Below are 26857 nucleotides of genomic sequence, written 5' to 3'. Positions count from 1 at the left end.
ATTTGCATCTTTATGTTTGTGGATTTTGGTGTTAGAATATACGTAAATCACCCTGAGTTTCTTTTTTGTAAAACAAAGAGAAAGGGGAGGAACCATGTCGAACGAACGGTGGCCGCTCGTCGACGGGGCGTCCGTTCCCGAGGAGGGGGCGGACGCGGCGCGCGCCGCTTCGGCGGCGGAGCGGTCCGGAGCGAAGGAAAGGCCGGATGCGGCGGAAAGCGAAGCGCGATCGTCGGCCGCACTGACCGCCGAAGGGCGGTTCCGGCGATATGACAGCTGGAAGGATGAAGAAGACCGGCTGCTGGCTTCTCTCGTCCTCGACTACGTGCGAAGCGGCCGAACGCAGCTCGAGGCTTTTGTCGAAGCCGCCGGCCGCCTCGGCCGGACGGCGTCGGCGTGCGGATTTCGCTGGAACAAGGCGCTTCGGACCTTCTACCGGGAGGAGCTGGAGGCCGCCAAAAAAGAGCGGCGGGAGCGGCGCAAGGGCCGGAGCGCCGCCCGGGCCGCCCTCGCCCGGCGGACCGAATTTCAGCCGAAGCTGAGCGTTCTCCTCGCCATGGTGCACGACCTCGAGCGAAGCGTTCGGCGCCTCAAGGAAGAGGTATACCGCATACAGACCCAGTGGGAGGCGGCCGCCCTGGCGCCGGAGGCGGCGGAAGACGCGGCGGGGGGCGTCCGGGGCGCTTCGGGTGAAGCGCCGGCCGCCGGAGGGTCGAAGGCCCGGCCGGAAGAGGCCGGCGAGGCGGAGGACCGGGCGCCGGAAAGGTGAAGTCTGTACCCGGCCGGCATCCGGCCGCGGCCCGGCCGGCGCTTCATGCCCGCCGGATTCGGGCCGCGGTTTGGCGTTCGGTTTTGCGCCCGGCGCCCCGGTGGCCGGGCAGGTTTCGGCCTCCCCGGGCGGGGCGGTCAGCGGAGGACGTTTCCCGTCTCGTAGACGACGATGTGCGTTCGGACGGTGAAGTCGAGCGATCGGATCACCGCTTCCGGGTCCCCCGCGGCCAGCCCCCGGGCGGCCGCCCGAAGGCCGAGGCCGAGGGGATCGACGCCGGCTTCCTGAAGTCGGCGGAGCAGACTTTCCGTCCGCGTTTTGACGTCCGCCTCGATCGCGCGGGTGATCGCCGGGAGGGCGGCCGTTTCTTTTTGCCGCTCGTCGATCGAACCGTAAAGCTCCACGTCCACGACAAGGCGGAGGGTGCGGCCCCGGCTTTCCACCGCGAGGCGGGTCCGGGCCCGGTTCGGGTCCGCCTGGAAGTAGAGCCGGTCGCGGCCGAAGACGAAGTCGACGTTGGCCGTCTCCCCCCGGAGAAAGTTCAGCCACTCCGTCTCCTCCGGCGAGAGGACGAGCCGGAGACGGGATTTGTCGAACAGGCCGCTTCGTTCGATGCGAAACGCCTTTTTGCCGGCGGCCTCGACGAGGGGGAGGATCGGGTCGAGGCCGGGCTCGTAGAGCCGCCGAACGACGTCGAACAGGTAGGCGTGGGTGATGTAAGGGCTTAGGGTGCCGGATCCGTCGAGGGCGGTAAACAGGCTGTTCGACGGGAGCCGTTCCATCGGCGGGCTCACCCGGAGCGCCGCCTCGGCGCTCGGTTCGGCGAGGGCGACGAGGGCGATCCCCTGGATCGTCTCCATGCGGATAAACCAGTCGAGCGTCTCCCGGAGGGGGCGGGCTTCCGCCAGATCCCGACCGATGAAGATGAGCTTCGTGTGGCTGAAGTCGAACGCGTTTTCGTTCATTCCCTGCAGCCGGTGAACGGCTTCGGCGATGAGGCGGCCGTCGGCGGAGAGGAGGAGGAAGCGGTTTTCGCCGGATTTGATGTCGGCCGTCGGGATGGCGATCTTAAGCGTCACCCGAAGGGGGCGGGCCGGATCGTCGCTTCGGTCGACGCCCATGGCGACGACGAAGCTCCGCTTGTCGATGTCCTTGTAGGCGCAGCCGCCGGCCTGCAAGGCGCCGGCCAGGGCGGCCAGGACGAGGAGCATCCGCGCAAGGGGCGCCGACCGACGCCCCGGCACGAGAGGCAGGAGGAGAGGACGCATTCGGCACCTTCCTTTGCCTGCGGCCGCCCTCGGCGGAGGCTTCAGCGGGCCGGGTCCGGGCGGCGGCGCCGGCCTGCCGGGCGGCGCCGGCGGCCGCCCGAGCCGGTCCCGCCGCCCTTTCGTTTGATGGCCCAGGCGATCAGGGCGAAGGCGAGGAGCTCCGCCGGGACGAGCTGGGCGAACCAGAGGCGGCTTACGGCGTAGAGGCGGTCCATCGGCCATTCCCGGTAGGCGGCGGGGATGACGAGGCCGGCAAAGGCGGCCAGGGCCGCCTCCGGCCAGCGGGCGGAAAGCCAACCGGTGAGGCGGGCGCGGACGTCCGTCGCCGCCTTGGCCGGGGCGGCGGTCAGGGGAGCGAGGAAGCGGAGGGCGACGTGCCAATGGAGGATGGCGTTTAAGATGGCGACGTTCAGGTAGCCGATCAGGACCGGGTAGAAGGCCCGCTCGATCGGCGCGTGCTCGATCCGGAGAGCGTTGGCGGCGATGACCCACGGGTACGCGTAGAGGGCGACGGCTTCCGTCCCGAGCAGGGCGATCGGGAGGACGAACAAAAAGGCGTACAGCCCGCCGCCGAGGGCGGCCATGAAGGCGATCCGCCGCAGGGGGTAGTCCGGCGCGAGCACCCGGTGAAAGACGGTGAGGTTCAAAAACCCGGCAAACGGATACGAGGCGGCGTTCAAAGACAGCCAGTCCGGCCGCCCCGTCTCCCGAAGGAGCTTCGCCACGCCTTCCCAGAGGAGCGGCTGGCCGCTCAGGGCGGCGCCGAAGGTGATGAACAGAAGCGGCAGCGTCAGGATGAACGAAAGTTCGAGCCCGAAGAGGACGTTCGGGGTGTCGAAGCGGGCGATGAAAAAGGCGAGGAGGAGAAAGAGCCAGAGGAGCGCCTGGCCGGGGGCGTCGACGTTGAGATATTTGGCGCTGATCTCGGTGATGAGGTAGAGGTTGAGCGCCCCGGCGACGAGCCACTCGAGGGCGAAAAGGGCAAGGAGCGGCGGGGCGAGGGGAGCGGGAAGCGCCGTTTTCCAGAGCGTGGGGATGTCGATCGCGGGCGCCCGGGCGAGCAGGCGGGTGAAGAAGACGAAGTAAACGGACGAAAAAAGCCATCCGGCGGCGAGATCGAGGAAAACGCCGGCGTGGCGCCGCTCGAGGAGCAGCCGCGGGACGGTGCCGATGCCGTTCGCGAGGACGTTGACCAGAAAGAGGTAATACAAAAAGCGCGGTTGCATCAAGCGCCCTCCGGTCCTTTTTCCGTCGGCTTCGGGTCAAAGGGGAGGTACAGGTACGGCTCGCCGAAGCTTTCTTTGCCGGCGAGAAAGAAGATCAGGCCGACGAGGCCGATGCCGAGGCCGACGAGGCCGTAGAGGGAACAGAGGAGGAGGATCGGGTAGCGGGCGATGCGGACGGCGTAGAACATGGCGTTCACCGGGATGACGAAGCTCGAGATGGCGACGACGGCGGCGACGATGAGCATGATGTCCGAGACGAGGCCGGCGGCGGTCATCGCCTGGCCGAGGATGAGACCGCCGACGGTCGTCGAGGTGGCGCTGATGGACTTCGGCAGCCGGACGCTCGCCTCGAGGAGGAGCTCGAGGGCGATCATCATGAAGAGCATCTCGAAAAAGGCGGAAAACGGCACCGCCGCCCGGCTCCCGGCGATGGAAAGCGTCAGTTGCGCCCGGAAGACGCCGGGGTTGAACGCCGTAAGAGCCACGTAAAGGCCGGGGGTGATGAGGGTGACGACGAGGGCGGTGAAGCGGAGGCCGAGGAAAAACGTCCGCACCCAACCGGGGTAGTACAGGTCGTCCATGGCGCTGAAGAAGTCGAAAAAGTACCCCGGCGCCACGAGGGCAAAGGGCGTTCCGTGGATGAGGACGACGACCTTGCCGCGATTGAGCTCGTAGACGATCCGGTCCGGCCGGTCGGTGACCATGAAGGTCGGAAAAAGGGTTCGATGCGGGCGGGCGAAGGCCCGTTCGAGCTGTCCCGCGGCGAAGAGGACTTCAATCCCGCCTTTTTGCACTTTTTCTCGGAGAATGGCCAGGCTCTTCGGGCGGACCCGCGTCGCATCGTACAGGAGGGCGATGTTCGTGTGGCTTTTTTCCCCGAGTTCGGCGAGTTCGACGGCGAGGGCGGCGTTTCGGTAGCGGTTTCGGAGCAGATGGACGTTGAGGAGGAGGTTGTGGCCGAGGGCGTTTTGCGGCCCGTGGAGGGTCGCTTCGATGTCGGCGGGAAGCGGCTGGTCGTCCTTGACGATCCGGATGTCGTAAAGGAACGCCCGACCCCGGTAGGCGACGAGGAGGTGGCCGTTTAAGACGAGGTCGACCGCCGCCTCCGGCGTCGTGTAGGGCACCTGATAGACGAGGGAGGCGAGGTAGTCGGCGAAGGCGTCGCCTTCCGCCTCGAAAAACGGCCGGATGAACTGCCGGACGACCTTGTCCTCGTCGGCGATCGTCTTTAGGTAGACGACTTCCAGGCGCTTGTCGCCGGCGACGAGCGACCGGGCGACGAGGTCCTGGGCGCGTTCTAAGGCTTTTTGCACGGCCCAAAGCCGCTCGTCGGTGATCTGGGCGGTCTCGTGCATGGCGCTCCCGGGCTTTCCAGTGTTCGGTGTGCTGCGGGATGCGATGGGTTCGTCTGCCAACCCTTAGTCTGCCAAGCCGCCCCAAAAACATGCGCCTCCGGCCCTGAAGCCGGGAGGCGCAGCGAAATAAAGGAGGGGAGGTAAAAACAGTCAAGCGTTTGGCTTTCGGCCTTCTCCTCGGGGCTTCGTCGGGGCGAGGCGGACGCCGTCCGGCAGCCAGACGTACGGGTTTTCGCCTCGGTCCCGCTCGGGATCGTACTTGACCGGAACGAAGCCGAGCTTTTCCCAAAACGGCGCCGAGCCGAGGCGGGCGTTCGTCTTGATCGGCTTGCCGAGGCTTTTGGCGTGTTCGACGAGCATCCGGCCGAGGCCGCGGCCCCGGTACGCCGGCAGGACTTCCAGCTTCATGAGTTCGTAAAAATCTTGCGGCGGATCGAAGTAGCGGTCGTATTTGGCGTCGATGAGATAGAGGCTCATCCGGGCGACGAGGGCGTCGCCGTCGTAGATGCCGTAAAAGGGCGAGTCGGCGTCGTCCTCGATGATGTTCGCCTGAAGGTCTTCGAGCATCGAAAGCTCCTGCAGCCCGTACTCGCGAAATTTCTTGAATTCTTCCAGCGTTTTGTAGTTGATCTTGAGCCGCTCGACGGCAAACGGCATCGTTCACACCTCCGTCCGTCCTTTAAGGCCAGTTTACCGGAGGCGGCGGGCCAGCACAAGCCGCCTTGCCGAAAGGCGGCCGGGCCGACGCCTGAGCGGACCGCCGGCCGCGGGTGAATGCGCGCCGGGCGGTGAAGGCGCGCGGGACCGCGGGAGGGCGGGATCCGGAAGGAATCGGGACCTTCGGCGTCGAAACACACGTCCGAAAGACCGCCGCGGTCGAACGGCGTCGGTCCGGGCCGGGAAGGTTCCGGCGCCCGGCCTCCGGGGACGCCGTCCGGCGGCGGACCGGTGAAGCGGGGGATTCGATGGCCCAAGTCATCAAGGCGCTCCTCGGCGTCCTCATCCTCCTGCCGCCGCTTCCGATGGTCCTGGCCTGGGGCGTGGCGCTCCGGGCGACGGGCGACCGGCGGGAAGCGACGCTCTGGGCGCTCTACGTCGGGACGGTCTTTTTTCTCCTCGCCGACGCCGCCCTCTGGCAGGAGGTCGCCGGCGGCATCGCCGGTCTCGTGATGACGCTCGCCGCCGCCGCCCTGGCCGGCGGCACGCTGGCGGCGGCGTTCGTCCGTCGCCGGCCGTCTGTCGGCTGGGCCCGGGCGTTTCGGATCGTCTGGCTCGCGGCGCTTTTTGTGTTTGTGATAGAATATGGCGTGCTGTTTCTGATCGGCGTCTTCCGGACGTGGGCCGGCGGATAGGTCGCGGGCCTCGGCTTGGGCCGCGGCCGACGCGGCCTTTTGGCCGAACCTTTCGCCGGTCGGGTCCGGCGGCGCGGATCGAGCGCGGAAAGGGGTGGCGCGTTGGACGGACGGTTCAACCGGGCGGCGGATGCCGACGCCGGACGCAAAAAGATCGAGTGGGCTCGCCGGCACATGCCGGTCCTCGGGGCGATCGCCGAGCGGTTTGAGCGGGAGAAGCCGCTCGCCGGAGAGCGGGTGTCGATCGCGCTCCACCTCGAGGCGAAGACGGCGGTCCTCGCCCTCGTGCTTCAGGCCGGCGGCGCCGACGTGACGATCTCCGGCTCGAACCCGCTCTCGACCCAGGACGACGTCGCCCACGCCCTCGCCCGGGCCGGGGTGCGGGTCTTTGCCCGGCGGGGGGTGTCGGAAGACGAATACCGGGCGCTCCTCCTGGACAACCTCGAGGCGTCGCGGCCGACGCTTCTCATCGACGACGGCGGCGACCTCGTCAAGCTTCTCCATGCCGAGCGGTCGGACCTCGCCGGCGGCGTCAAAGGCGGCGCCGAAGAGACGACGACGGGGATGACCCGCCTCCGGGCGCTCGCCCGGGAGGGGCGCCTCGCCTTCCCGATGGTCGCGGTGAATGACGCCCGAATGAAGCATCTTTTCGACAACCGTTACGGCACGGGCCAGTCGGTCATCGACGGGATCCTTCGGACGACCAACCTCACCCTGGCCGGGAAGACGTTCGTCGTCGTCGGTTACGGATGGTGCGGCAAGGGCGTCGCCCTTCGGGCCCGGGGAATGGGGGCGAACGTCGTCGTGACGGAGATCGACCCGGTGAAGGCCATCGAGGCGCACATGGAAGGGTACCGGGTGATGCCGATGGCGGAGGCGGCGGCGGTCGGGGATCTCTTCGTCACCGTCACCGGCGGCTACCACGCGATCGGAGCGGCGCACTTTCTCCGGATGAAAGACGGCGCCATCCTCGCCAACGCCGGCCACTTCGACGTCGAGATCGACCTTGAAGCCCTTCGGCGGATGAGCGTCGAGGTGGATGCCGTCCGGCCGAACGTCACCGCCTACCGGCAGCCGGACGGCCGGACGCTGTACGTCCTCGCGGAGGGACGCCTCGTCAACCTCGCCGGCGCCGACGGTCACCCGGCGGAGATCATGGACATGACGTTTGCCCTGCAGGCGCTCTCCCTCGAATGGCTCGCCCGGGAACACCGCGCCGGCCGGCCCCTTCCGCCGGCTTTGCACCCGGTTCCGGAGGCGATCGACCGAACGGTGGCGGAGATGAAGCTCCGGACGCTGGGAATCGCCATCGATCGGCCGACGCCGGAACAGGAGGCGTACGCCGCCCGCTGGGCGTGAATGGTGCATAACTTTTACGGACGAATCCTGCCCGCCGGGCAGGATTTTTTTTGGCCTTGTCGAAGGGAACAGGTGGAGCAAAGTGGTGGAAAGTGGGGAAAAGCGGGGGGACGGACGTGTTTCTCGGCGAGTACCGGCACGCCCTCGACGAGAAGGGGCGGCTTACGCTGCCGGCCCGGCTCCGGGAGGGCCTCGGCGAGCGCTTCGTCCTCACCCGCGGCTTGGAGCAGGCGCTTTTTGTCTATCCTCTGGAAGAGTGGGAGAAGATCGCGCAAAAGCTCCGGGCGCTCCCGTTTACCCGGGCCGACGCCCGGGCGTTCACCCGCTTTTTCTTTTCCGGTGCGGTGGAACTTTCGCCGGACCGGCAGGGGCGGATCACGATCCCGAAACCGCTTCTGGAGTACGCCGGCATTGAGAAAAATTGCGTCATCCTCGGGGTGATGAACCGGGTGGAGATCTGGGAAGAAGGGCGCTGGGACCGCTACGCCGCCGAACAGAGCGCCCTGGTGGCGGAGACGGCGGAGCGGCTTCTGGACTTCGAGGGGTGACGGTTCGTCGCGGGCCCGAACGGGCGGAGGCGGTCCGCTCGGGAAAGGAGGGGCAGGCCTGGTTCGGCAGAGCTGGACTTCGAACGGGAATGCGGCCGGCGACGGCGGTGCGAAGAAGACGGGGAGCGGGCGGAATGGGAATGCCGGCCATCCTCCCGATCGGCCGGAGGGCGACCACGTGCCGGTGCTCCTTCAGGAGACGATCGAGGCGCTCCGGATCCGGCCGGACGGGTGGTACGTCGATGCGACGTTCGGCCGCGGCGGCCACAGCGGGGCGATTCTGGCCCGGCTCACGAGCGGTCGGCTGATCGCCCTCGATCGGGACCCGGCGGCGATCCGGGCCGGCGAGGCGCGCTTTCCGGAGGCCCTCCGGGCGGGAACGCTTCGCCTCGTGAAGGCGAATTTTGTCGACCTGGGGCGGGTGCTGGAGGGGTTGGGGGCGCCGGCGATCGACGGGATCGTCTTCGACCTCGGCGTCTCGTCGCCGCAGCTCGACGACCCCGCCCGGGGGTTCGGCTACCAGGTCGAGGCGCCCCTCGACATGCGGATGGATCCGGAGCAGCCCCTGACGGCTTACGCGATCGTGAACGGGGCCGATGAGGCAACCCTGCAGAGGATTCTCCGGGACTACGGCGAGGAGCGCTTTTTCCGCCAGATCGCCCGGGCGATCGTCCGGGCTCGGGCCAAGGCGCCGATCCGAACGACGACGGAGCTCGCCGAAATCGTCAAGGCGGCGATTCCCGCCCCCGCCCGCCGGACGGGGCCCCATCCCGCCCGCCGGACGTTTCAGGCCCTCCGCATCGCCGTCAACGACGAACTGGAGGCGCTTCGCCGGGCGCTCCGGCAGGCGATCGACCGGCTTCGGCCGGGCGGGCGGATCGCCGTCATCAGCTTTCACTCCTTGGAAGATCGCCTCGTGAAGGAAACGTTTCGCGCGGGCGCCGATCCGTGCGGCGCCCGCGGGCTTCCGCCGGAGCTTCCGTGCGGCGAGACGCCGATGCTTCGCCTCGTCACCCGGCGGCCGATCGTCCCGGGAGCGGCGGAGGTCGCCGCAAACCCCCGCGCCCGATCGGCGCGGCTCCGGGTGGCGGAACGGCTCTGAGGAGAGGACAGAAAGACGGGGGGCAACGAACATGGCGCGCACACGGGTGACGGGAAATGCGCTCCTTCAGGAAGAGCCGGTGTTTTCCGCCGGTCCGGCCGGCCTGGTGACGGCCCGGACGGGGGCGGCGGCCCGTCCGAGGGCGATCGCTTCGCCGAATCCGGCTTCGTCGGCGGCGGCCCGGACGGCGGCGGCCGCTCGGACGGCCGCGGCCCGGAAGGCCGGCCTGGAGGCCGGGGAAAAACTTCTCTACTTCGGTTACGTCTTGGTCCTCGCCGTCGTCTATCTGGCCGTTCTCGGCCGAATGGCTCAGGCGGTGGTGCTGAACGACCGGCTCGTCCGGACGACGGCCGAGATCGAGCGTCTGGAGCGGGAAAACGCCGCGCTCACGCTGGAAGTGGCCGAGCTCAAACGGCCGGAACGGATCCTCGCCGTGGCCCGGGACATGGGGCTTAAGCCCCGCCCCGAAAGCGTGGCGGTAATCGCGGCGCTGCCCCGGGCGGCCGATGCCGCGGGTTCCTCCTCCCGCGCGCCGGCGCCTGAGGCGGGAACCGGCAATGAAGCGGGTTCGGCGGAGAAAAAGGCGGCGGCCGGCGGCGGGACATCGGCCGGCGAAAGCGGGATGCCGTGATGCGTCCTGCCGATCGGACGCGGGGCGCGCCCGGCGCCGGCATCGTCCGGCGCGGGCTTCTCCTCGCCGGCGGGATCGTCCTTTTGTTCCTCGCCGTCCTCGGCCGACTCTTTTACCTGCAGGTGCTCTCCGCCGAGCCGCTCGTCGCTCGGGCCGCGGTCCAGTGGCAGGCGAAGGAGACCCTCCCCGCGAAGCGGGGGACGATCTACGACCGGAACGGGACGCCGCTCGCCGTCGACGGGCCGGCGTACGACGTCATCGCCGTGGTGAGCCCCCGGGCGCCGGATCACGTCGTCGATCCCGCGCAGACGGCGGCGGCGCTGGCCCCCCACCTCGGCATGCCCGCCGCGCGCCTCGAGGCGCTTCTCCGGCAGCCGGGGCGGTATCAGGTGGAGTTCCGGCCGGGCGGCTGGAAAATTTCGCCGGAGACGAAGGCGGCGATCGAGGCGCTCCATCTTCCCGGCATCGTCTTCGTCGAGGACCGGCGGCGGTACTACCCGTTCGGCGCCTTTCTGGCCCATACGCTCGGGTACGTCGATAAGGAAGGCGAGGCCCGGATGGGCCTGGAGGCGGCGCTGGACGACGTCCTCGCCGGACGAGACGGGACGCTCAAGCTCCTCGTCGACGGCAATCGCCGGTTCCTTCCCGGCGGCGTTCAGGATTATGTGCCGCCCGTCGACGGGAAGGACGTCGTGCTCACCATCGACCAGACGATTCAGACGTTTGTCGAGGATGCCCTCGAGGCGGCGGAGAAACAGGTTCGGGCAAAGCATCTCCTTGCCGTCGTCGCCAACCCGAAGACGCTGGAGGTTTACGCCCTCGCTTCCCGCCCCCACTTCGACCCCAACGACTACACCCGGATCACGAACTATCTGAATCTGCCGGTGGCATTTGAATTCGAGCCGGGATCGACGTTCAAGACGATCACGCTGGCGGCGGCGATCAACGAGGGCGTCTACAACCCGGACGAGACCTACCAGGCCGGCGTCTATCGGTCGAAGGAGATCCGGCCGCCGATCCGGGACTGGAACGACGTCCGGGGCTGGGGGACGATCTCGTTTCGGGACGCCTTCGTCCGCTCGAGCAACGTCGGCATGACGATTCTCGGCTACGAGCGCCTCGGCCGGGAGCGGCTTGCCCGCTACTACGAAGCGTTCGGCTTCGGGGCCCGGACGGGCATCGACCTGCCGGGAGAGGCGGCGGGAAGGGTTCCGGACCTTCGTCTCGTCCCGCCCCGGGACGTGGCCTCGACGACGTTCGGCCAGCGGATCGCCGTAACCCCGATCCAGATGGTGGCGGCGGTGAGCGCCGCCATCAACGGCGGGACGCTCATGCGGCCGTACGTCGTCCGGTCGATCGAACGGCGGGACGAGGGCATCGTCTATGAAGCGCGGGAGCCGACGGCGGTGCGCCGGGTGATTTCGCCGGAAGCGTCGGCCCGCGTGCGGGAGGCGATGGCCGCGGTCGTCGAGTCGCCGGTGGGCACGGGCCGGGCGTTTGCCATCCCCGGCTACCGGATCGGGGGCAAAACCGGGACGGCGCAAAAGCTCGGCCCGGACGGAACGTATCGGGACGGGGCGTATATTTATTCGTTCATCGGCTTTGCCCCCCTCGACGACCCGGCGGTGCTCGTCTACGTCGTCGTCGACGAGCCGGAGCTTCCGGCGACCTCGAGCGGCGAAGTGGTGGCGCCGATCTTTAAGGCGATCATGAGCCAGACGCTCGCCTACCTGGACATCCCGCCCGAAGGGGGCGGGCGCCGGAGCGCCGGCGGCGGGAGCGCCGCGGAAAACGGGGATGCTCCGGCGCCGGATCGACTCCGCGACGCGCCTCCGGCCGGTGAAAAGCGGGCGGCGGAAAAGGTCGTTCCGGCGGATGGGGCGGCCGCCGGCGGCGCTCCGCCTGCCGCGGAGCAGGGCGTTCCGCCGGCGGCGGATCGGGGAGTGCCTTCCGCCGGCGAAGTTGAGAGGAGCGCGACGCCGGCGGAGGAGGCGAACGGCGACGCCCCTTGGACGGTGTCCGTGCCGGACGTCCGGGGCCGTTCGAAAAAGGAGGCGGCGGCGCTCCTTCAAGCGGCGGGGCTTGAGGCCGATTTTGACGGAACGGGATATGCCGTCGCCCAGGATCCGGCGCCGGGAAGCCGGGTGGCGGCCGGGACGGCGGTCCGGGTCCGCTTCGAGCCGCCGGCGCCGCCGCCTGGGGCATCCGAAGCGCCGTCCGGATCGGGCGGCTGAGCGTCCGGACGCCGGGCGGCCCAAGGTCCGTCCGTCGGGCGGCCGGGCGTTCCGATCGGGTCGGTCGTGCGGCGCGCCGCCGCGGCGGAGGGGTGAGCCCGTTCCGGAGGTCGGCCGAAGAGCGGCCACCTTGCGAGGGGCTTCGAGGGGGCCCGTCCGCGGGAACGCCCCCGTTCTAGTCCTCTTTCCCCGGACATACGGTGGGGAGGGGATGCGAAAGGGGGCGATGGCGACGAACCGGACCGTCCGGAGGCGGATCGCGTTCTTCGGCCTCCTTGTCGGGGCCGGGCTCTTTCTCATCGCCGTCCGCCTGGCGTATCTCATGCTCGTCCAGGGCGATGCGCTCCTCGCCCGGGCCGAGGCCCTCTGGACGCGGGAGGTGCCGTTTGAGGCGAAGCGGGGGCGGATCCTGGACCGAAACGGCGTCGTCCTCGTGGACAACGAAAGCGCTCCGAGCGTCCTCGCCGTCCCGGCCCAGATCACCGATCCGGAGGGGACGGCCCGGGCGCTGGCGCCGGTCCTCGGCATGGCGGAATCCCGCCTTCGGGAGCTTCTTGCCCGCCGGCAGCTTCTCGTCCGCCTGGCGCCGGAAGGACGGCGGCTTTCCCTCGACCGGGCCGCGCAAGTCGAGCGCCTCGGCCTTCCGGGGATCTACGTCGCCGAAGACTACCGTCGGGTGTATCCGTACGGGACCCTGGCGGCGCACGTCCTCGGGTTCGTCGGCGCCGACAACCAGGGGCTTTTGGGCCTCGAACGCGAGTACGACGCCGTCCTCGCCGGCCGGCGGGGCGCGATCGCCTTTTACGCCGATGCCCGGGGCCGTCGGATGCCGGGGCAGCCGACGCGATATGTGCCGCCGGAAGACGGCCACGACCTCGTGACGACGCTCGACGTGCGCATTCAAGAGATTCTCGAGCGGGAGATGGCGGACGCCTGGCAGACGTACCGGCCGAAGAGCATCATCGGCCTCGTCGTCGATCCGAAGACGGGCGACGTGCTGGCGATGGCGTCTTACCCGACGTTCGACCCGGCCGACTACCGCGCCTACCCGCCGGAGGTGTACAACCGCAACCAGCCGATCTGGCGGATGTACGAGCCGGGGTCGACGTTTAAGATCATCACCCTGGCGGCGGCGCTGGAAGAGAAAAAGGTCGACCTCGATCGGGAGCACTTTTTCGATCCCGGTTCCATCGTCGTCGCCGGGGCGAGGATCCGCTGCTGGAAGCCCGGCGGCCACGGCGATCAGACGTTTTTGCAGGTGGTGGAAAATTCCTGCAACCCCGGCTTCGTCGAACTCGGCCTCCGGCTCGGCAAGGAGACGCTCATGCGTTACGTCCGGGCGTTTGGGTTCGGCGCCAAGACGGGGATCGATCTCCCCGGCGAGGCCACCGGACTTCTTTTTTCCGAGGCGCGGATGGGTCCGGTGGAGCTGGCGACGACGGCGTTCGGCCAGGGGGTGTCGGTGACGCCGATCCAGCAGGCGATGGCCGTCTCGGCGGCGATCAACGGGGGGACGCTTTACACGCCGCATCTCGCCAAGAAGATCGTCGATGCGAAGACCGGCGCGGTCGTCCGGACGTTTGCGCCGCAGGCCAAGCGGACGGTCGTCTCCGAGGCGACGAGCCGGGAGGTGCGGCGGGCGCTCGAGTCGGTCGTCGCCAACGGCACCGGCAGCCGCGCTTACGTCGACGGCTACCGGGTCGGCGGGAAAACCGGGACGGCGCAGAAGGTCGGCCCCGACGGCCGGTATCTCGCCGGCGAGTACATCGTCTCGTTCATCGGCTTCGCGCCGGCGGACGATCCGGCGGTCGTCGCCTACGTGGCCGTCGACCATCCGGAGGGCATTCAGTTCGGCGGCGTCGTCGCGGCGCCGATCGTCGGCCGGGTGCTGGAGGATGTGCTCCACGTCCTGGACATTCCGCCCCGCTCCGGCGGGCTCAAGAAGTCGAAATACGTCTATCCGGAGATGCCGCCGGTGGAGGTGCCGAACTTCATCGGCATGAGCGTCGACGCCCTGCGGCGAAGCTTCTATACGTTCTCTCTCGAAATCGAAGGGACGGGCGACGTGGTGATCGATCAGGCGCCGGCGCCGGGGACGAAGCTCGCGCCGGGAGGGAAGGTGCGCCTGTACCTGGGGCCCCGGCCGGACGGCGGCCGGCGGTAGGACGGCGCATCCGAAGGGGAGCGGCGAATCGGCAATGCGCCTTCCCCGGCGGCGTGCCGCGCGTCGGCGGCGGCCGGCTCTTGCGTCGGGCGTAAAAAAGGAGTATGGTGAAGGGCGTCTCCGTCCGGCCTTGGCCCGAAAGCCGAGCCGCCCGAAGGCCGGACCGTCCGGGGACGTCCCCTTCGGAACTTGAAAAGGCACACCCATGAATTCGGAACCTGACAAGTCCCATGAAACCTGGGGCATGGACTTGGCGAATGAAACAAGTTCATGTGGAAAAGGGAAACGAAGCCGCCGAAACGGACAGACTGAATGGGGCGGCGGGAAAGGACGGCGCACGGCATGCGGCTGGTCGAACTGGTGCGAACCCTTCCCTTGGCCCGGCTTTTCGGCGCCGGCGAGACGGCGGTCGACGGGGTGGCGATCGACTCCCGCCGCGTCCGGCCGGGGGATCTCTTCGTGGCGCTTCCGGGGACGAGGACGGACGGTCACGCCTTTCTGGCGGAGGCGGCCGCCGCCGGCGCCCGGGCGGCGGTCGTCGCCCGGGGTTACGGGGAGACGGCGGCGGGAACGTTTTTGGCGGCGGTGGAGGTGGCGGAGCCGAAGCGGGCGCTTCCGCTCATCCTCGCCGCCTTTTACGGGCAGCCGGCCGACGGGCTTCACCTGATCGGCGTGACGGGAACGAACGGGAAGACGACGACCACCGCCCTCATCCGGCACGTGCTCGAGGCGGCGGGGGTGCCGACGGGGCTCATCGGCACGGTAGAGGTCGCCTACGGCGACCGGCGGGAGCCGGCGCAGGCGACGACCCCCGATCCGGTGGCGCTCTTTGAGACGCTTCGGACGATGCGGGCGACCGGCGTCCGGGCGGTGGCGATGGAAGTGTCTTCTCACGCCCTCGACCAAGGACGGGTGGCCGGCCTCCGCTTTGACCAGGCGGTCTTCACCAATCTGACGCAGGATCACCTGGACTATCACGGGACGATGGAGGCGTACCGGGCAGCCAAGGCGCGGCTCTTCCAGGGCCTCGGCTTTGCCGGCGGCGTGGCGGTCCTGAACGCCGACGACCCGGCCGCTTCGTTTTTCGCCGGGGAGACGGTGCGGCCGGTCGTCCGTTACGGCCTCCTCCGGGACGGGGAGCGGCCGGAGGAGCGCTTTCGGGGCGGGGTGGATGTGCTGGCCGCCGGGGTGCGGCTCGACCGCACCGGCTCGTCCTGGACGCTTCTTACGGCGGACGGCCGGTCGGCGCCGGTCGAAATGCGGCTCATCGGCCGCCACAACGTGGAAAACGCCTTGGCGGCGGCGGCCAGCGCCCTCGCGTACGGCCTCGACGTCGGGACGATCGCCGAGGGGCTCCGGACGGCGGGGCCGGTGGCGGGCCGGCTGGAGCGGATCGACTGCGGCCAGCCGTTTTCGGTTTTCGTCGATTACGCCCACACGCCGGACGGCATCCGGCAGGTGCTCGCCGCCGTCCGGCCGTTTGCCCGGCGGCTCATCGTCGTCTTCGGCGCCGGCGGAAACCGGGACGCGGCCAAGCGGCCGCTCATGGGCCGCGCCGCGGCGGAGGGGGCAGACGCCCTCGTCGTCACGTCCGACAACCCCCGGGACGAGGATCCGGAGGCGATCATCCGGGACATTCTCGCCGGCCTCCCGGCCGAGGCCCGGGAACGGACGATCGTCGAGGTCGACCGGCGGCGGGCGATCGAGCGGGCGGTGGCGCTGGCGAAGGCGGGCGACGTCGTCGTCATCGCCGGGAAGGGCCATGAGACGGGACAGATCGTCCGGGGGATGGTGCATCCGTTTGACGATCGGGTGGAGGCGCGGCGGGCGCTCGAAGGAGGGGGCTTCCGGTGCTCCTGACGCCGGCGGATGTGGCGCGGCTGGCGGAAGCGGTCGTCGGGCGGCCGGACGGCGCCGGCGGGAAGGCGGTCGGCGGCGGGCGTCCGGCGGTGGACGGGCGATCGGGCGGCGGTGCCGATCGCGCAGGAGATGGGGCCGGGCGGCCGACAGAGGGGCCCGGGTTCTGGCGGGCCCCGTTTGCCGGCGCGTCGATCGACTCCCGGACGGTCGGGCCGGGGGAGCTCTTCATTCCGATCCGCGGCGAGCGGTTTGACGGACACGATTTCGTCCGGGAGGCCTTCGCCCGGGGGGCGAGGGCGTCCCTTTGGCAGAAGGATCACGGGCCGCCGCCGGAAGGGGGGCTCTATTTCATCGTCTCCGACACCCGGCAGGCGCTCCTTTGCCTCGGGCGGGAAAACCGGCGCCGGTTCGGCGGGCCGGTCGTCGCCGTGACCGGTTCGAACGGCAAGACGACGGCGAAGACGCTCCTCGCCGCGGCGCTCTCGACCCGGTACCGGGTGCTTGCGACGGAAGGGAATCAGAACAACGAGATCGGGCTGCCGCTCATGCTGCTCCGGCTTTCGTCGCTTCATGATCTGGCGGTCCTGGAGATGGGGATGAACCGCGCCGGGGAGATCCGCCGGCTTTCGGAGGCGGCGGAGCCGGACGTCGGGGTCGTGCTCAACATCGGCGAAGCGCACATCGGCCTCCTCGGCTCCCGGGCGGCGATCGCCGAGGCGAAGCTGGAGCTTTTGTTCGGCCTCTCCCCGGCCGGCGATCTTTTTTATCCGGCGGCGGAGCCCCTCGTGACGGATCATCCGGCCGTCCGCGCCTATCCCGGCCGGCGGTGGCCGGTGGGCGATGAGGGGCGGGTGGCGGCGCGCCTCGTCGACGATCTCGGATGGGACGGGACGGTGTGGGCGGTCCGGGTCGACGGGGGGGCCGAGGTCGAGCTCCGGGTGCCGCTTCCCGGCGAAGCGCTGGGGACGGTCGGGGTCTTTGCTTTCGCCGTGGCACGGCTTTTCGGCGTCGGGCCGGAGGCGGCGTCCGCCGCCTGGCGGAACCTTCCGCCCCTTCCCGGGCGCATGCGCCGGCTTCGCGGTCGGGGCGGGATGACGCTCATCGACGATGCGTACAACGCCGCGCCGACGTCGGTCCGGGCGGCGGTCCGGACGCTGGCGAAGGTCCCCGGCTACCGCCACCGGGTCGCGGTCCTCGGGGAGATGTATGAGCTCGGCCCGCACGGTCCGGCGCTTCTTCAGGCGCTCGCCGAAGAGCCGGCCTTTCAGGCGGTCGAAGTGCTGACGGTGGGTCGGGAGATCGCTCTTCTGGCGGAGGCGCTTCGGGCGCGGGGACGGGCGGCGCGGCATTTTGAAGCCGAGGAAGCGCTCCTTGCGGCCCTATCGGCCTACGCCCGTCCGGAGGCGATCGTCCTCGTGAAGGGTTCCCGGGCGGCGGGGCTCGAGCGGATCGTCGCGGCCCTCTCGGCGCCGGACGGGGTGGGTCGGTGATGGCGGTGCGCCTTCTTGGGATCGCCTTTGTCACCGGTTTTTTGGCGGCGGCGGCGGTGGGTCCGGCCGCCATCCCGCTCCTCCGCCGGTTGAAGTTCGGCCAGGCGATCCGGGACGAGGGACCGGCGTGGCACGCCGGCAAGGCCGGAACGCCGACGATGGGCGGCGTGATTTTCATCGTCGCGGCGCTTTTCGGGGCCTTTTTGCTGGCGATGCCGTCGGCGGAGCTTTATCTCGTCGCCTTTGCCTTTCTCGGCTCCGGCGTGATCGGCGGCCTGGACGACGGGATCAAGATCGCACTCCGGCGGAACCTCGGGCTTACGCCGCTACAGAAGCTCGCGGCACAGGGGCTTTTGGCGGCGGTGTTTTTCCGGCAGTACGTGGCGACCGGCTTTTCGACGGCGCTCGAGACGTACGCCTTCGGCCGGGTGGAGCTCGGCGCTGCCTATTTCTTCGTCGTTCTTCTTCTTTTTCTCTCGGCGACGAACGCGGTGAACCTGACGGACGGTCTGGACGGGCTCGCGGCGGGAGCGATGCTCTTGGCGTCGGCGGCGTACGCCGTCCTGGCGTGGTACGGGTCCCGCTTCGATCTGGCGATTTTCAACGCCGCGCTGGCGGGGGCCCTCGGCGGATTTTTGCTGTATAATGCGCATCCGGCGCGGGTGTTCATGGGCGACACCGGCTCGCTGGCGCTCGGCGGAGCGCTGGCGGCTTCGGCGCTTCTGACGAAGACGGAGCTTCTCCTCGTCTGGCTCGGAGGGCTTTTCGTCATCGAAGCGTTGTCGGTCATCTTGCAGGTGGCGTCGTTTAAGCTCCGGGGTCGGCGGATTTTTCGCATGAGCCCGCTGCACCACCACTTCGAGCTTGTCGGCTGGAGCGAGTGGCAGGTCGTCCTGGCCTTCTGGGCGGCGGAGGCGGTGCTGGCGTTTTCCGCCGTCGCCTGGGCGATCGGCCGCTGAGGCCGGCGGAGGGCTCGGGGGGCGGGGCGTTTTTCTCGGCGGCGGGTCGGCCGGGCCGCGGCCGCGGTTCCGGTCGCCGCGCGAACCGGAGGGCACGAAGGGAGGGCGTCGATGCAGGCGGACAAAGCGGTCGGGCGGTATGCCGGGCGGCGGATCCTCGTCTTCGGGGCGGGCGTAAGCGGCCTGGCGGCGGCGCGGCTTCTCCTCCGGCTCGGGGCGTCGGTCGTCGTGGTGGAACAGTCGCCCGGGCCGCACCGGTGGGCGGAAGAGCTCGCCCGGCAAGGGGCCGAGCTCCTCTTCGGCGATCCGGCGCCGGAGGTCGTCCTGGCCGGAGGGATCGACCGGATGGTGAAAAGTCCGGGGATTCCGTACCGCCATCCTCTCGTGGTCGCGGCGATCGGGCGGGGGATCCCGGTGGAGACGGAGATCGAGCTCGGCTACCACGTGTTTCCCGGCCGGATCGCCGGCATCACGGGGTCGAACGGCAAGACGACGACGGCGACGCTCCTTTACGCGATGCTGGAGGCGGCGGGAATGCCGGCGGCGCTCGCCGGCAACATCGGCCGGCCGTTTGCCGAGGTGGCGCCGGAGGCGGGGCCGGAGACGACCGCCGTGCTGGAGCTTTCGAGCTTTCAACTGAAGGGCGTCGACCGGTTCCGGGCGGAGGTGGCGGTTCTGACGAACCTCGTGCCGCATCATCTCGACTACCACGAGACGATGGCGGACTACGTCGAGGCAAAGTGGCGGCTGTTCCGGCCGCTCGCCGAAGGGGCGCCGGGGACGGCGGTGCTTCCGGCCGCCGGCGCAGGCCTCTTCTGGGCCCGCCTCCGGGACGCCGGCGTGCGGTCGATCGCCTTCGGGCTCGGCGGCGGATCGGGGGAGGACGCCGGCATCGGCAAAGACGCCGACGCGTCAGCGGGGGGCGCCGAAAAGGGCGGGGCTCACGGCGCTTCGGGCGGGACGGCGGACGGGGCGGCCGCCGCGGCGGGAAAGACGCCTCCGCCCGGGGCGGCGCCGCCCCCGGCGGCCGCCATCGTCGCCGTCCGGCGGTCGGGCAACACGGCTTGGGTCGTCCGGCGGGACGGCGGACGGGAGGTGGCGCTCTTTCCGGTGGCGGCGCTCCGGGTGCCGGGGCGGCACAACGTGGAAAACGCAATGGCGGCGGCGGCGGCGGCCTCCGCCCTCGGCGTGCCGCCGGCGGCGATCCGCCGGGCGGTCGAGGCCTTCACCGGCGTGGAGCATCGGCTGGAGTTCGTCCGGGAGCTCGACGGGGTGCGTTTTTACAACGATTCGAAGGCGACGAACCCGGGGGCGGTCGTCCGGGCGCTCGAGGCGCTGGGCGGGCCGGTCATCCTGCTCGCCGGCGGGCTCGAGCGGGGCGAGTCGTTCGCGCCGCTTCGGCCGTTCTGGCAGGACGGAACGATCCGCCGGATGATCGTCTTCGGAGAGACGGCCGGAAGGCTCCGGACGGAGGCCGCGGAGTCGGGGTTTTTTGCCGTCGCGCCGGCGAGGACGCTGGAGGAGGCGGTGGCCATCGCCTGGCGGGAGGCCCGGCCGGGGGAGACGGTGCTGCTTTCGCCGGGATGCGCGTCGTGGGATCAGTTTCGCTCGTTTGAGGAGCGGGGCCGGCGGTTTAAGGCGGCGGTTTGGGCGCTTCGGCCGAAGGAGGGAGACGATGGGACGAAAGGCGTCCGGGACGCCGGCGCTTGACGGGCCGCTCGTCGGGGCGGTCGTCGGGCTCCTTGGCCTCGGGGTGGTCATGGTTCTGAGTGCCAGCGCCGCCATCGCCGCCCATGAGTTCGGCGACCCGTTTTTTTACGCGAAGCGGCAGCTTCTTTTTGCCGTCCTCGGCCTGATGGCGTTCGGCGTCACGTCGAAGGTCGAGCTCGTGCGATGGAAACCGTTCGCCCGGCCGGGGTACGCGCTGGCCTTGCTCCTTCTCGGGATCGTCCTCATCCCGGGAATCGGCGACGTCCGGGGCGGGGCCCGGAGCTGGATCGGCATCGGGGCGTTTTCGATCCAGCCGGCGGAGGTCGCGAAGCTCGCCCTGATCGTCTTTCTCGCCGCCTGGCTCGAACGAAAAGGGGGGAGGGTCACGGCGTTCGGCCGGGGGTTTGTGCCGCCCCTCCTCTACGCCGGTTTGATGTTCGGCCTCATCATGCTGCAGCCGGATCTCGGGACGGGGACGGTGCTCCTCGCGTCGGCGGTGGTGATGATGTTCGCTGCCGGCGTCCGGCTTTTGCACCTCGCGCTGTTCGGGCTGGCCGGCATGGCGGGTTTTTTGGCCCTCGTTCTTGCCGCGCCGTATCGCGTCGCCCGGATCGTCGCGTATCTCGATCCATGGCAGGATCCGCTCGGCGCCGGGTACCAGACGATCCAGTCGCTTCTGGCCATCGGTCCCGGGGGACTCCTCGGCCTCGGGCTCGGCATGAGCCGGCAGAAGTACGCGTACCTGCCGGAGCCGTACAACGATTTTATTTTCTCCATCACCGCCGAGGAGCTCGGCTTCGTCGGGGCGATGCTCGTGCTCGCGCTGTTCGGCGTCGTCGTCTGGCGGGGGGTGGTGGCGGCCCTGCGGGCGCCGGATGCGTTTTCCGCCTTCGTGGCCGTCGGCGTGACGGCGATGGTCGCGGTGCAGGTCCTGATCAACATCGGCGTCGTCGTCGGGCTCCTCCCGGTGACGGGGATCACGCTCCCCCTTTTTTCCGCCGGAGGATCGTCCCTCGTCATCGTGCTGGCCGGCCTCGGGATGGTCCACAGCGTCCTCCGGCACCGGTTGCCGGTGTGAGGCGAAGGGCGGCGCTTTCGCCGGGGCGGCCCCGACCGCCGGAAAGACGACCGGCCGGGCCTCATTCACCCTGAACTGGGCTTTTGCATAGGCTACCCTGGCCTGAGGAAGGAGCGAAGCGTCATGGACGGCTGGATCCGCCGCCTGGAGGCGCTCGACATCGGCACCGTTTGGCGAGGGGTGCGTTTTTCGGCGCTGACGACGTGGGAGATCGGCGGGCCGATCGAAGCGTTTGTCGAGCCGAAGTCGCCGGAGGCGCTCGTCCGGCTGCTTCACTTCATCCGCGCCGAAGGGGTGCCGTGGTTCGTCATCGGCCGGGGGTCCAACCTCCTGGCGCTCGACGGCGGGTTTCGCGGCGTCGTCCTCCGCCTCGGGCCGGCGTTTCGGGAGCTTTCGGCATCCGGCGATCGCCTCATTGTCGGCGGCGGTTACCCCCTCGTCCGGCTGGCGGTGGAGGCGGCGGGGCTCGGGCTTTCGGGCCTGGAGTTTGCCGGCGGCATCCCGGGATCGGTGGGCGGCGCGGTGTTCATGAACGCCGGCGCTCACGGGAGCGAGATGCGGGCCGTCCTGGAAGGCGTCGACGTCGTCTGGCCCGACGGCCGGTCGGAACGCCTCGGGGCGGAGGCGCTGGAGCTTTCGTACCGTTCGAGCGTGTTCCATCGCCGGCCGGGGATCGTGACCCGGGCGTACCTTCGCCTCGTCCCCGGCGATCGAGTCCGGATCCGGGAGGAGATGCTCCGGCTCAAAGCCTACCGGCTTCGGACGCAGCCGCTTCAGGAGCGCACGAGCGGCTCGGTCTTCCGGAATCCGCCGGGGGACTACGCCGCCCGGCTGATCGAAGCGGCAGGGATGAAGGGCGCCCGGGAAGGCGGTGCGGTCGTCTCGACGCTTCACGCCAATTTCATCGTGAACGCCGGCGGCGCCACGGCCCGGGATGTGCTCCGGCTGATCGAGCGGATCCGGACCGCCGTGCGGGATCGGTTCGGTCCGACCTTAGAGACAGAAGTGCGGGTGGTGGGCGAGGGGTAGCGGAGGTGCCCACCGTGGAATCGTTCGTCATCGAAGGCGGCGTGCGCCTGTCCGGAACCGTTCGCGTCCACGGCGCGAAAAACGCCGCCCTTCCGATCCTGGCCGCTACCCTTCTGGCCGACGGGCTGTTCGTGCTGGAGAACGTGCCGGATCTTCTGGACATCCGGTCGATGGAGGAGATCCTCATGGCCCTCGGCGTCCGGGTCAAACGGGAGGGCGAGATGCTCGTCGTCGACGCCCGGGGGCTTCGATCGAATGTCGTGCCGGAGGCGCTCATGAGCCGCATGCGGTCGTCCATTTTCCTCATGGGACCGCTTCTCGCCCGCACCGGCGAGGCCGTCCTCGGTTACCCGGGGGGATGCGCCATCGGCACCCGGCCGATCGACCTGCACCTCGAGGGGCTGAAAAAGCTCGGCGCCGTCATCCACGAGTACGGCGGCACGATCCTCGCCCGGGCGCCGCGCCTCGAGGGGACGACGATCGTCCTCGACTATCCGAGCGTCGGGGCCACGGAAAACCTGATGATGGCCGCCGCCCTCGCCCGGGGGACGACGCGCATCGTCAACGCCGCCCGGGAGCCGGAGATCCAGGAGCTTGAGCGCTTTCTGAACGCCATGGGCGCCCGCATTCGGGGCGCCGGAACCCACGCCATCGTGATCGAGGGGGTGGAGCGGCTCCATCCGCCCCGGCCGCACCGGGTCATCCCGGACCGGATCGTCGCCGGGACGCTCCTCGCCGCGGCGGCGATCACGGAGGGACGGATCGTGCTCGAGGACGTCATCCCGGAGCACCTGGAGGCGGTGATCGACGCGTTCCGCAAGACCGGGGCTCGGATCGAGGTGGCGCCCGACCGGATCGCCGTGGAAGGCGTCCGACCCTACCGGGCGATCCACCGCCTGTCGACCTCGCCCCATCCGGGCTTTCCGACCGACATGCAGCCGCAGCTCCTGGCATACCTCACGCAGGCCGAAGGGACGAGCGTCCTCGTCGAGACGGTGTTCGACGGTCGGTTCCGCCACGTGCCGGAGCTCGTGAAGATGGGCGCCGACATCGTCGTCGACTACCACACCGCCGTCATTCGGGGCCCCCGGCGGCTCGTCGGCGCCCGGGTGCGGGCGACGGACCTTCGGGCCGGAGCGGCGCTCGTCCTGGCGGGTCTCGCGGCGGAAGGGGTGACGATCGTCGAAGGGGCGGTCCACATCGACCGGGGGTACCACCGGCTGGAAGAGACGTTCGCCGCCCTCGGCGCCCGGATCGTCCGGACGACGGAACGGCCGCTTCTCGCTCCGGAAGGGCAGGTGTGACGGCCGGCCCGGCGCCGGCCGGGCCGCCGGGCGGTGGGCCAAAGGCCGGGCGGTAGACCGCAGGACCTATTGAGGAAGCCGCCGAAAAAGCGTAAACTGGGAGGCGAGTAGGAGGTTTGTCCGATGCGCCGGATCGCTTTTCTTTTTTTTGTCTCCGTGGCGATCCTCGCTTATCTCCGCTCGCCCTACAGCCGCCTGGCGGAGATCGAGGTGACGGGACTCGAACGCCTCGAGAAGGCGGACGTCCTCCGGTTTGCCGGCGTCCGGGTCGGCGATCCGGTCTTCGTCCGGCCGGCGGCGATTCGGGACCGGCTGCTTCGCTCCGGCGAGGTGACGGCGGCGGACGTCCGCCTGCGCTTTCCGAATCGACTGTCGATTACGGTTCGGGAAGCCCGCGCCGTCGCCCGGGAGGCCGGCGGCGCCCTCTGGCTCGAAACCGGGGCGATGAGCCGGCTGGGGAAGCGGCCGGCGGACGCCGTCTGGCTGTCGGACGGGCTTTCGACGGCAGACAAGGCGGCCCTCGCCCGGGCGCTCGGGGCGCTTTCGCCGGCGGTCACCCGCCTCATCTCGGAAATCGACCGCGAGGCGGCCGGCGATCGCCTCGTGGTGTATCTTACGACCGGCGACGCGGTGGTCGTCCCGCCGGAAGCGTTCGCCGAGGAAATGGCGCACCTGGACGCCTACCTCGCCGCCGTCCCGCCGGGCGTGCACGGTCGGCTTTACCTCCTCCGGGGCGGCGCGTATTTCGTCGCCTACGGATCGGAGCCGAAAACACCGATCAAGAAAGACCAGGAAACAGGAAAACCGGCCTCCCGCGGCGAATGAAACCGGTAGCCGGAGGTGCCATGGATGAAAGACGGACTCTACATAGCCGCCCTCGATCTCGGCTCCCACACGATCCGCCTCGTCGTCGCGGAGTGGACGAAAAGCGCCTATCACATCGTCGGCGTCGGCACGGCGCCGGCCGTAGGGATCAAAAAAGGGACGGTCGTCGACATCGAAGCGGTCGAGCAGGGGATCCGGGCGGCCGCCGACCGGGCGGCCCGGATGATCGACCGGCCGATCACCGCCGCCGTCGTCGGCGTCGGCGGCCCGAGCGTCGCCGTCGTCGAGACGACCGGCGTCGTCGCCGTCGGACGGGACGACCGGGAAATCCGCCAGGACGACGTCGATCGCGTGATCGAAGCGGCGAAGATCGTCCACCTCCCGCCGGATCGGGTCATCGTCGACGTCGTGCCGACGGCGTACGCCGTCGACGGCCTCTCCGGCGTCCGGGATCCCCGCGGAATGCTCGGCATGCGCCTCGAGGTGCGGGGTCGGCTGGTGAGTGCCGCGAAGACGGCGATCCACAACACCCTTCGGGCGCTCGACCGCGCCGAGGTCGAACCCCTCGCCCTCGTCCTCCCGGCCTTCGGCGCCGGCTGGGCGTATCTCGATCCGGACGCCCGCCGGGCCGGGGCGGTCTGGATCGACATGGGGGCGGAGACGACGACGGTCGCCGTCTGGCAGGACGGCGAGCTTCACGACCTCGTCGTGCTGCCGTTCGGCGGCGCGTACCTCACCCGGGACATCGCTCACGGCCTCGCCACGAGCGAAGACGTGGCCGAAGGGCTGAAGCTCAAATACGGGACGAGCACCGTCCAGGAGGCGGCCGACGGCGTGACGTTCAAGGTGACGCCGATCGGGAAAAGCGCCGCGACGGTCGTCTCGCAGGTGGAACTCGCCGAAATCATCGAACCGCGCCTCGTCGAGATGCTCGCCCTTATCCGGGAGGCGCTCGAGGAGCGGGACGCCGCCGCCGTCCCGGCCGGCGTCGCCTGGAGCGGCGGCACCGTCGCCCTGCCGGGGTTTCTCACCGTCGCCCGGGAGGTCGTCCATCCGGAAAGCCGCCTCGCGGTGCCGGATCAGATCGGCGTGCGGGAGCCGGGGTATGCCGCGAGCATCGGGATGATCGAATACGCCGTCCGCCTGGGCCTTCTGGAGGCGGATCCCCAGGCGCCCAGGCGGCGCGCCGGGGGCGGAGGGAGCCGGGAAGCGGGGTTTTTGGCCAAGGTCAAAAGCTGGCTGAGCGAACTCATCTAGCGCGGCGGGGTGCGGAGAGGTTTGCCGCCGTGGAGGTTTGAAGCAAAGGGGAGCGCTTGCCCGGACCGTCTTCGGGTGTGGGAGAAGCGGGGACGCTCCGGGTGGGGCGCCCGGGCCGAAACCTCTATCCCTGGAAGGAGGTGTACGCCTGGTTCGGAGGGGTCCCTGCCGGAAGCCATTCCGGCAGGTTTTTCGAACCAGGTTTGGACATGCTCGAATTCGATACGGAAAACGTCACCCTGGCCGAGATCAAAGTCGTCGGCGTCGGCGGCGGCGGCTCGAACGCCGTCAACCGGATGATCGAATCCGGCCTCGCCGGCGTCGAGTTCATCGCCGTCAACACCGACGCCCAGGCCCTCGCCCAATCGAAGGCGAAAATCAAGCTTCAGATCGGCGAAAAGCTCACCCGGGGCCTCGGCGCCGGCGCCAACCCGGAGATCGGGAAAAAGGCGGCGGAGGAGTCCCGAGAGGCGATCGAAAACCTCCTCCGGGGGGCGGACATGGTCTTCGTCACCGCCGGCATGGGCGGCGGCACCGGCACCGGCGCCGCACCGATCATCGCCGAGATCGCCAAGTCCCTCGGGGCCCTCACCGTCGGCGTCGTCACCCGGCCGTTCCGCTTCGAAGGGAAGAAGCGGGCGCTGCAGGCGGAGATGGGGATCGCCAATCTGAAGGAAAAGGTCGACACGCTCATCGTCATCCCGAACGACCGGCTGCTCGAGATCGTCGACAAAAACACGCCGATCCTCGAGGCGTTTCGGGAGGCGGACAACGTCCTCCGGCAGGGCGTTCAGGGGATCTCCGACCTCATCGCCGTGCCGGGGCTGATCAATCTCGACTTCGCCGACGTGAAGACGATCATGACGGAAAAGGGGACGGCCCTCATGGGCATCGGCATCGCCTCCGGCGAAAACCGCGCCCAGGAGGCGGCCCGGAAGGCGATCATGAGCCCGCTCCTCGAGACGTCGATCGAAGGGGCCCGGGGCGTGCTCATGAACATCACCGGCGGCCCGAACCTCACCCTCTACGAAGTGCACGAAGCGGCGGAGATCGTTCACGCGGCTTCCGACCCCGACGTGAACCTCATCTTCGGCGCGGTGATCAACGAGCAGTTCCGGGACGAAATCCAGGTCACGGTCATCGCCACCGGCTTCGACGAGGAGCGGGCCGAGCGGCGGCCGCCGAAGGCGGCCCGGTCGACCTTTGAGGCGGAACGGGAGGCGGCCGCGAGCCGGGAGCGGATCACCCTCGACGACTTCGACATCCCGACGTTTCTTCGCAATCGGAACCGCCCGCGTTCCTGATCGACACCCTTCGGGAAAGTGCCCGCGCGGGCG

General features: G+C 69.6%; 22 protein-coding genes. 18 read left to right on the top strand and 4 right to left on the bottom strand.

The window, feature by feature from the left end; translation table 11 throughout:
• The first annotated feature begins 94 nt into the window (after nucleotides 1-94).
• On the top strand, nucleotides 95-769 hold the full coding sequence (locus SA87_RS08980) for a hypothetical protein (RefSeq protein ID WP_066202172.1): 675 nt from the start codon (nucleotides 95-97) through the stop codon (nucleotides 767-769).
• 137 nt (nucleotides 770-906) lie between these two features.
• On the opposite strand, the gene SA87_RS13545 is transcribed toward SA87_RS08980, so the two are convergent.
• The 4 genes from SA87_RS13545 to SA87_RS08960 all read right to left on the bottom strand — a co-directional run bounded on the left by SA87_RS13545 (nucleotide 907) and on the right by SA87_RS08960 (nucleotide 5275).
• Entirely contained in the window at nucleotides 907-2037 is a 1131-nt protein-coding gene (locus tag SA87_RS13545; protein ID WP_066202170.1) for a Ger(x)C family spore germination protein, read from the bottom strand.
• Nucleotides 2038-2078: 41 nt separating this feature from the next.
• Nucleotides 2079-3263, bottom strand: coding sequence for a hypothetical protein (locus SA87_RS13540; RefSeq protein WP_066202168.1), 1185 nt, complete (start codon nucleotides 3261-3263; stop codon nucleotides 2079-2081).
• The gene (locus tag SA87_RS08965) at nucleotides 3263-4678 is read right to left on the bottom strand and encodes a spore germination protein (RefSeq protein ID WP_169816947.1); all 1416 of its coding nucleotides are present in this window, start codon (nucleotides 4676-4678) and stop codon (nucleotides 3263-3265) included. The genes SA87_RS13540 and SA87_RS08965 overlap by 1 nt, the downstream gene beginning before the upstream one ends.
• 90 nt (nucleotides 4679-4768) lie before the next feature.
• A complete protein-coding gene (locus tag SA87_RS08960; protein ID WP_066202165.1) occupies nucleotides 4769-5275 on the bottom strand; it encodes an N-acetyltransferase in 507 nt (168 codons plus the stop codon).
• Between the two features lie 308 nt (nucleotides 5276-5583).
• Here SA87_RS08960 and SA87_RS08955 point away from each other — a divergent pair, with 308 nt between their 5' ends.
• From SA87_RS08955 to ftsZ, 17 genes are all read left to right on the top strand, one after another.
• Nucleotides 5584-5970: a DUF3397 family protein gene (locus tag SA87_RS08955; RefSeq protein WP_156423481.1), complete on the top strand. Its 387-nt coding sequence runs from the start codon at nucleotides 5584-5586 to the stop codon at nucleotides 5968-5970.
• Nucleotides 5971-6072: 102 nt separating this feature from the next.
• Nucleotides 6073-7329, top strand: coding sequence for an adenosylhomocysteinase (locus SA87_RS08950; protein WP_066202161.1), 1257 nt, complete (start codon nucleotides 6073-6075; stop codon nucleotides 7327-7329).
• Between the two features lie 116 nt (nucleotides 7330-7445).
• Nucleotides 7446-7877: a division/cell wall cluster transcriptional repressor MraZ gene (gene mraZ, locus SA87_RS08945; protein WP_066202294.1), complete on the top strand. Its 432-nt coding sequence runs from the start codon at nucleotides 7446-7448 to the stop codon at nucleotides 7875-7877.
• A 178-nt stretch (nucleotides 7878-8055) separates the two neighbouring features.
• Nucleotides 8056-8979: a 16S rRNA (cytosine(1402)-N(4))-methyltransferase RsmH gene (gene rsmH, locus SA87_RS08940; RefSeq protein ID WP_066202159.1), complete on the top strand. Its 924-nt coding sequence runs from the start codon at nucleotides 8056-8058 to the stop codon at nucleotides 8977-8979.
• A 31-nt stretch (nucleotides 8980-9010) separates the two neighbouring features.
• Entirely contained in the window at nucleotides 9011-9610 is a 600-nt protein-coding gene (locus SA87_RS08935) for a hypothetical protein (RefSeq protein ID WP_066441283.1), read from the top strand.
• The gene (locus tag SA87_RS08930) at nucleotides 9610-11844 is read left to right on the top strand and encodes a penicillin-binding transpeptidase domain-containing protein (RefSeq protein WP_066202155.1); all 2235 of its coding nucleotides are present in this window, start codon (nucleotides 9610-9612) and stop codon (nucleotides 11842-11844) included. The genes SA87_RS08935 and SA87_RS08930 overlap by 1 nt, the downstream gene beginning before the upstream one ends.
• Before the next feature lie 211 nt (nucleotides 11845-12055).
• On the top strand, nucleotides 12056-14008 hold the full coding sequence (locus SA87_RS08925) for a stage V sporulation protein D (RefSeq protein ID WP_245637697.1): 1953 nt from the start codon (nucleotides 12056-12058) through the stop codon (nucleotides 14006-14008).
• 342 nt (nucleotides 14009-14350) lie between these two features.
• Nucleotides 14351-15868 (top strand): UDP-N-acetylmuramoyl-L-alanyl-D-glutamate--2,6-diaminopimelate ligase, encoded by a 1518-nt coding sequence (locus SA87_RS08920; RefSeq protein ID WP_066202292.1) that lies wholly within the window; start codon nucleotides 14351-14353, stop codon nucleotides 15866-15868.
• On the top strand, nucleotides 15859-17358 hold the full coding sequence (locus SA87_RS08915; RefSeq protein WP_082910517.1) for a UDP-N-acetylmuramoyl-tripeptide--D-alanyl-D-alanine ligase: 1500 nt from the start codon (nucleotides 15859-15861) through the stop codon (nucleotides 17356-17358). The genes SA87_RS08920 and SA87_RS08915 overlap by 10 nt, the downstream gene beginning before the upstream one ends.
• The gene (gene mraY / locus SA87_RS08910) at nucleotides 17358-18317 is read left to right on the top strand and encodes a phospho-N-acetylmuramoyl-pentapeptide-transferase (RefSeq protein ID WP_066202151.1); all 960 of its coding nucleotides are present in this window, start codon (nucleotides 17358-17360) and stop codon (nucleotides 18315-18317) included. Before SA87_RS08915 ends, mraY begins: the two co-directional genes overlap by 1 nt.
• 111 nt (nucleotides 18318-18428) lie before the next feature.
• The gene (locus SA87_RS08905) at nucleotides 18429-20027 is read left to right on the top strand and encodes a Mur ligase family protein (RefSeq protein ID WP_066202149.1); all 1599 of its coding nucleotides are present in this window, start codon (nucleotides 18429-18431) and stop codon (nucleotides 20025-20027) included.
• On the top strand, nucleotides 19993-21105 hold the full coding sequence (ftsW, locus tag SA87_RS08900) for a putative lipid II flippase FtsW (protein WP_066202147.1): 1113 nt from the start codon (nucleotides 19993-19995) through the stop codon (nucleotides 21103-21105). Before SA87_RS08905 ends, ftsW begins: the two co-directional genes overlap by 35 nt.
• Nucleotides 21106-21228: 123 nt before the next feature.
• Nucleotides 21229-22134, top strand: a complete 906-nt coding sequence (gene murB, locus SA87_RS08895) for a UDP-N-acetylmuramate dehydrogenase (RefSeq protein WP_066202145.1) — start codon at nucleotides 21229-21231, stop codon at nucleotides 22132-22134.
• A gap of 14 nt (nucleotides 22135-22148) precedes the next feature.
• Nucleotides 22149-23438, top strand: a complete 1290-nt coding sequence (gene murA, locus SA87_RS08890; RefSeq protein WP_066202144.1) for a UDP-N-acetylglucosamine 1-carboxyvinyltransferase — start codon at nucleotides 22149-22151, stop codon at nucleotides 23436-23438.
• Nucleotides 23439-23561: 123 nt separating this feature from the next.
• Entirely contained in the window at nucleotides 23562-24263 is a 702-nt protein-coding gene (locus tag SA87_RS08885; RefSeq protein ID WP_066202143.1) for a cell division protein FtsQ/DivIB, read from the top strand.
• Between the two features lie 24 nt (nucleotides 24264-24287).
• Complete coding sequence (ftsA, locus tag SA87_RS08880; protein ID WP_066202141.1) at nucleotides 24288-25520, top strand: cell division protein FtsA; 1233 nt, start codon at nucleotides 24288-24290, stop codon at nucleotides 25518-25520.
• 209 nt (nucleotides 25521-25729) lie between these two features.
• Entirely contained in the window at nucleotides 25730-26824 is a 1095-nt protein-coding gene (gene ftsZ / locus SA87_RS08875; protein ID WP_066202288.1) for a cell division protein FtsZ, read from the top strand.
• The last annotated feature ends 33 nt before the right edge of the window (nucleotides 26825-26857 follow it).

Source organism: Hydrogenibacillus schlegelii (genome assembly GCF_001653195.1).
Lineage (GTDB): Bacteria > Bacillota > Bacilli > Thermicanales > DSM-22653 > Hydrogenibacillus > Hydrogenibacillus schlegelii.
The sequence above is the reverse complement of the archived record's forward strand: the minus strand, read 5'-3'. Positions and strand labels throughout refer to the sequence as shown.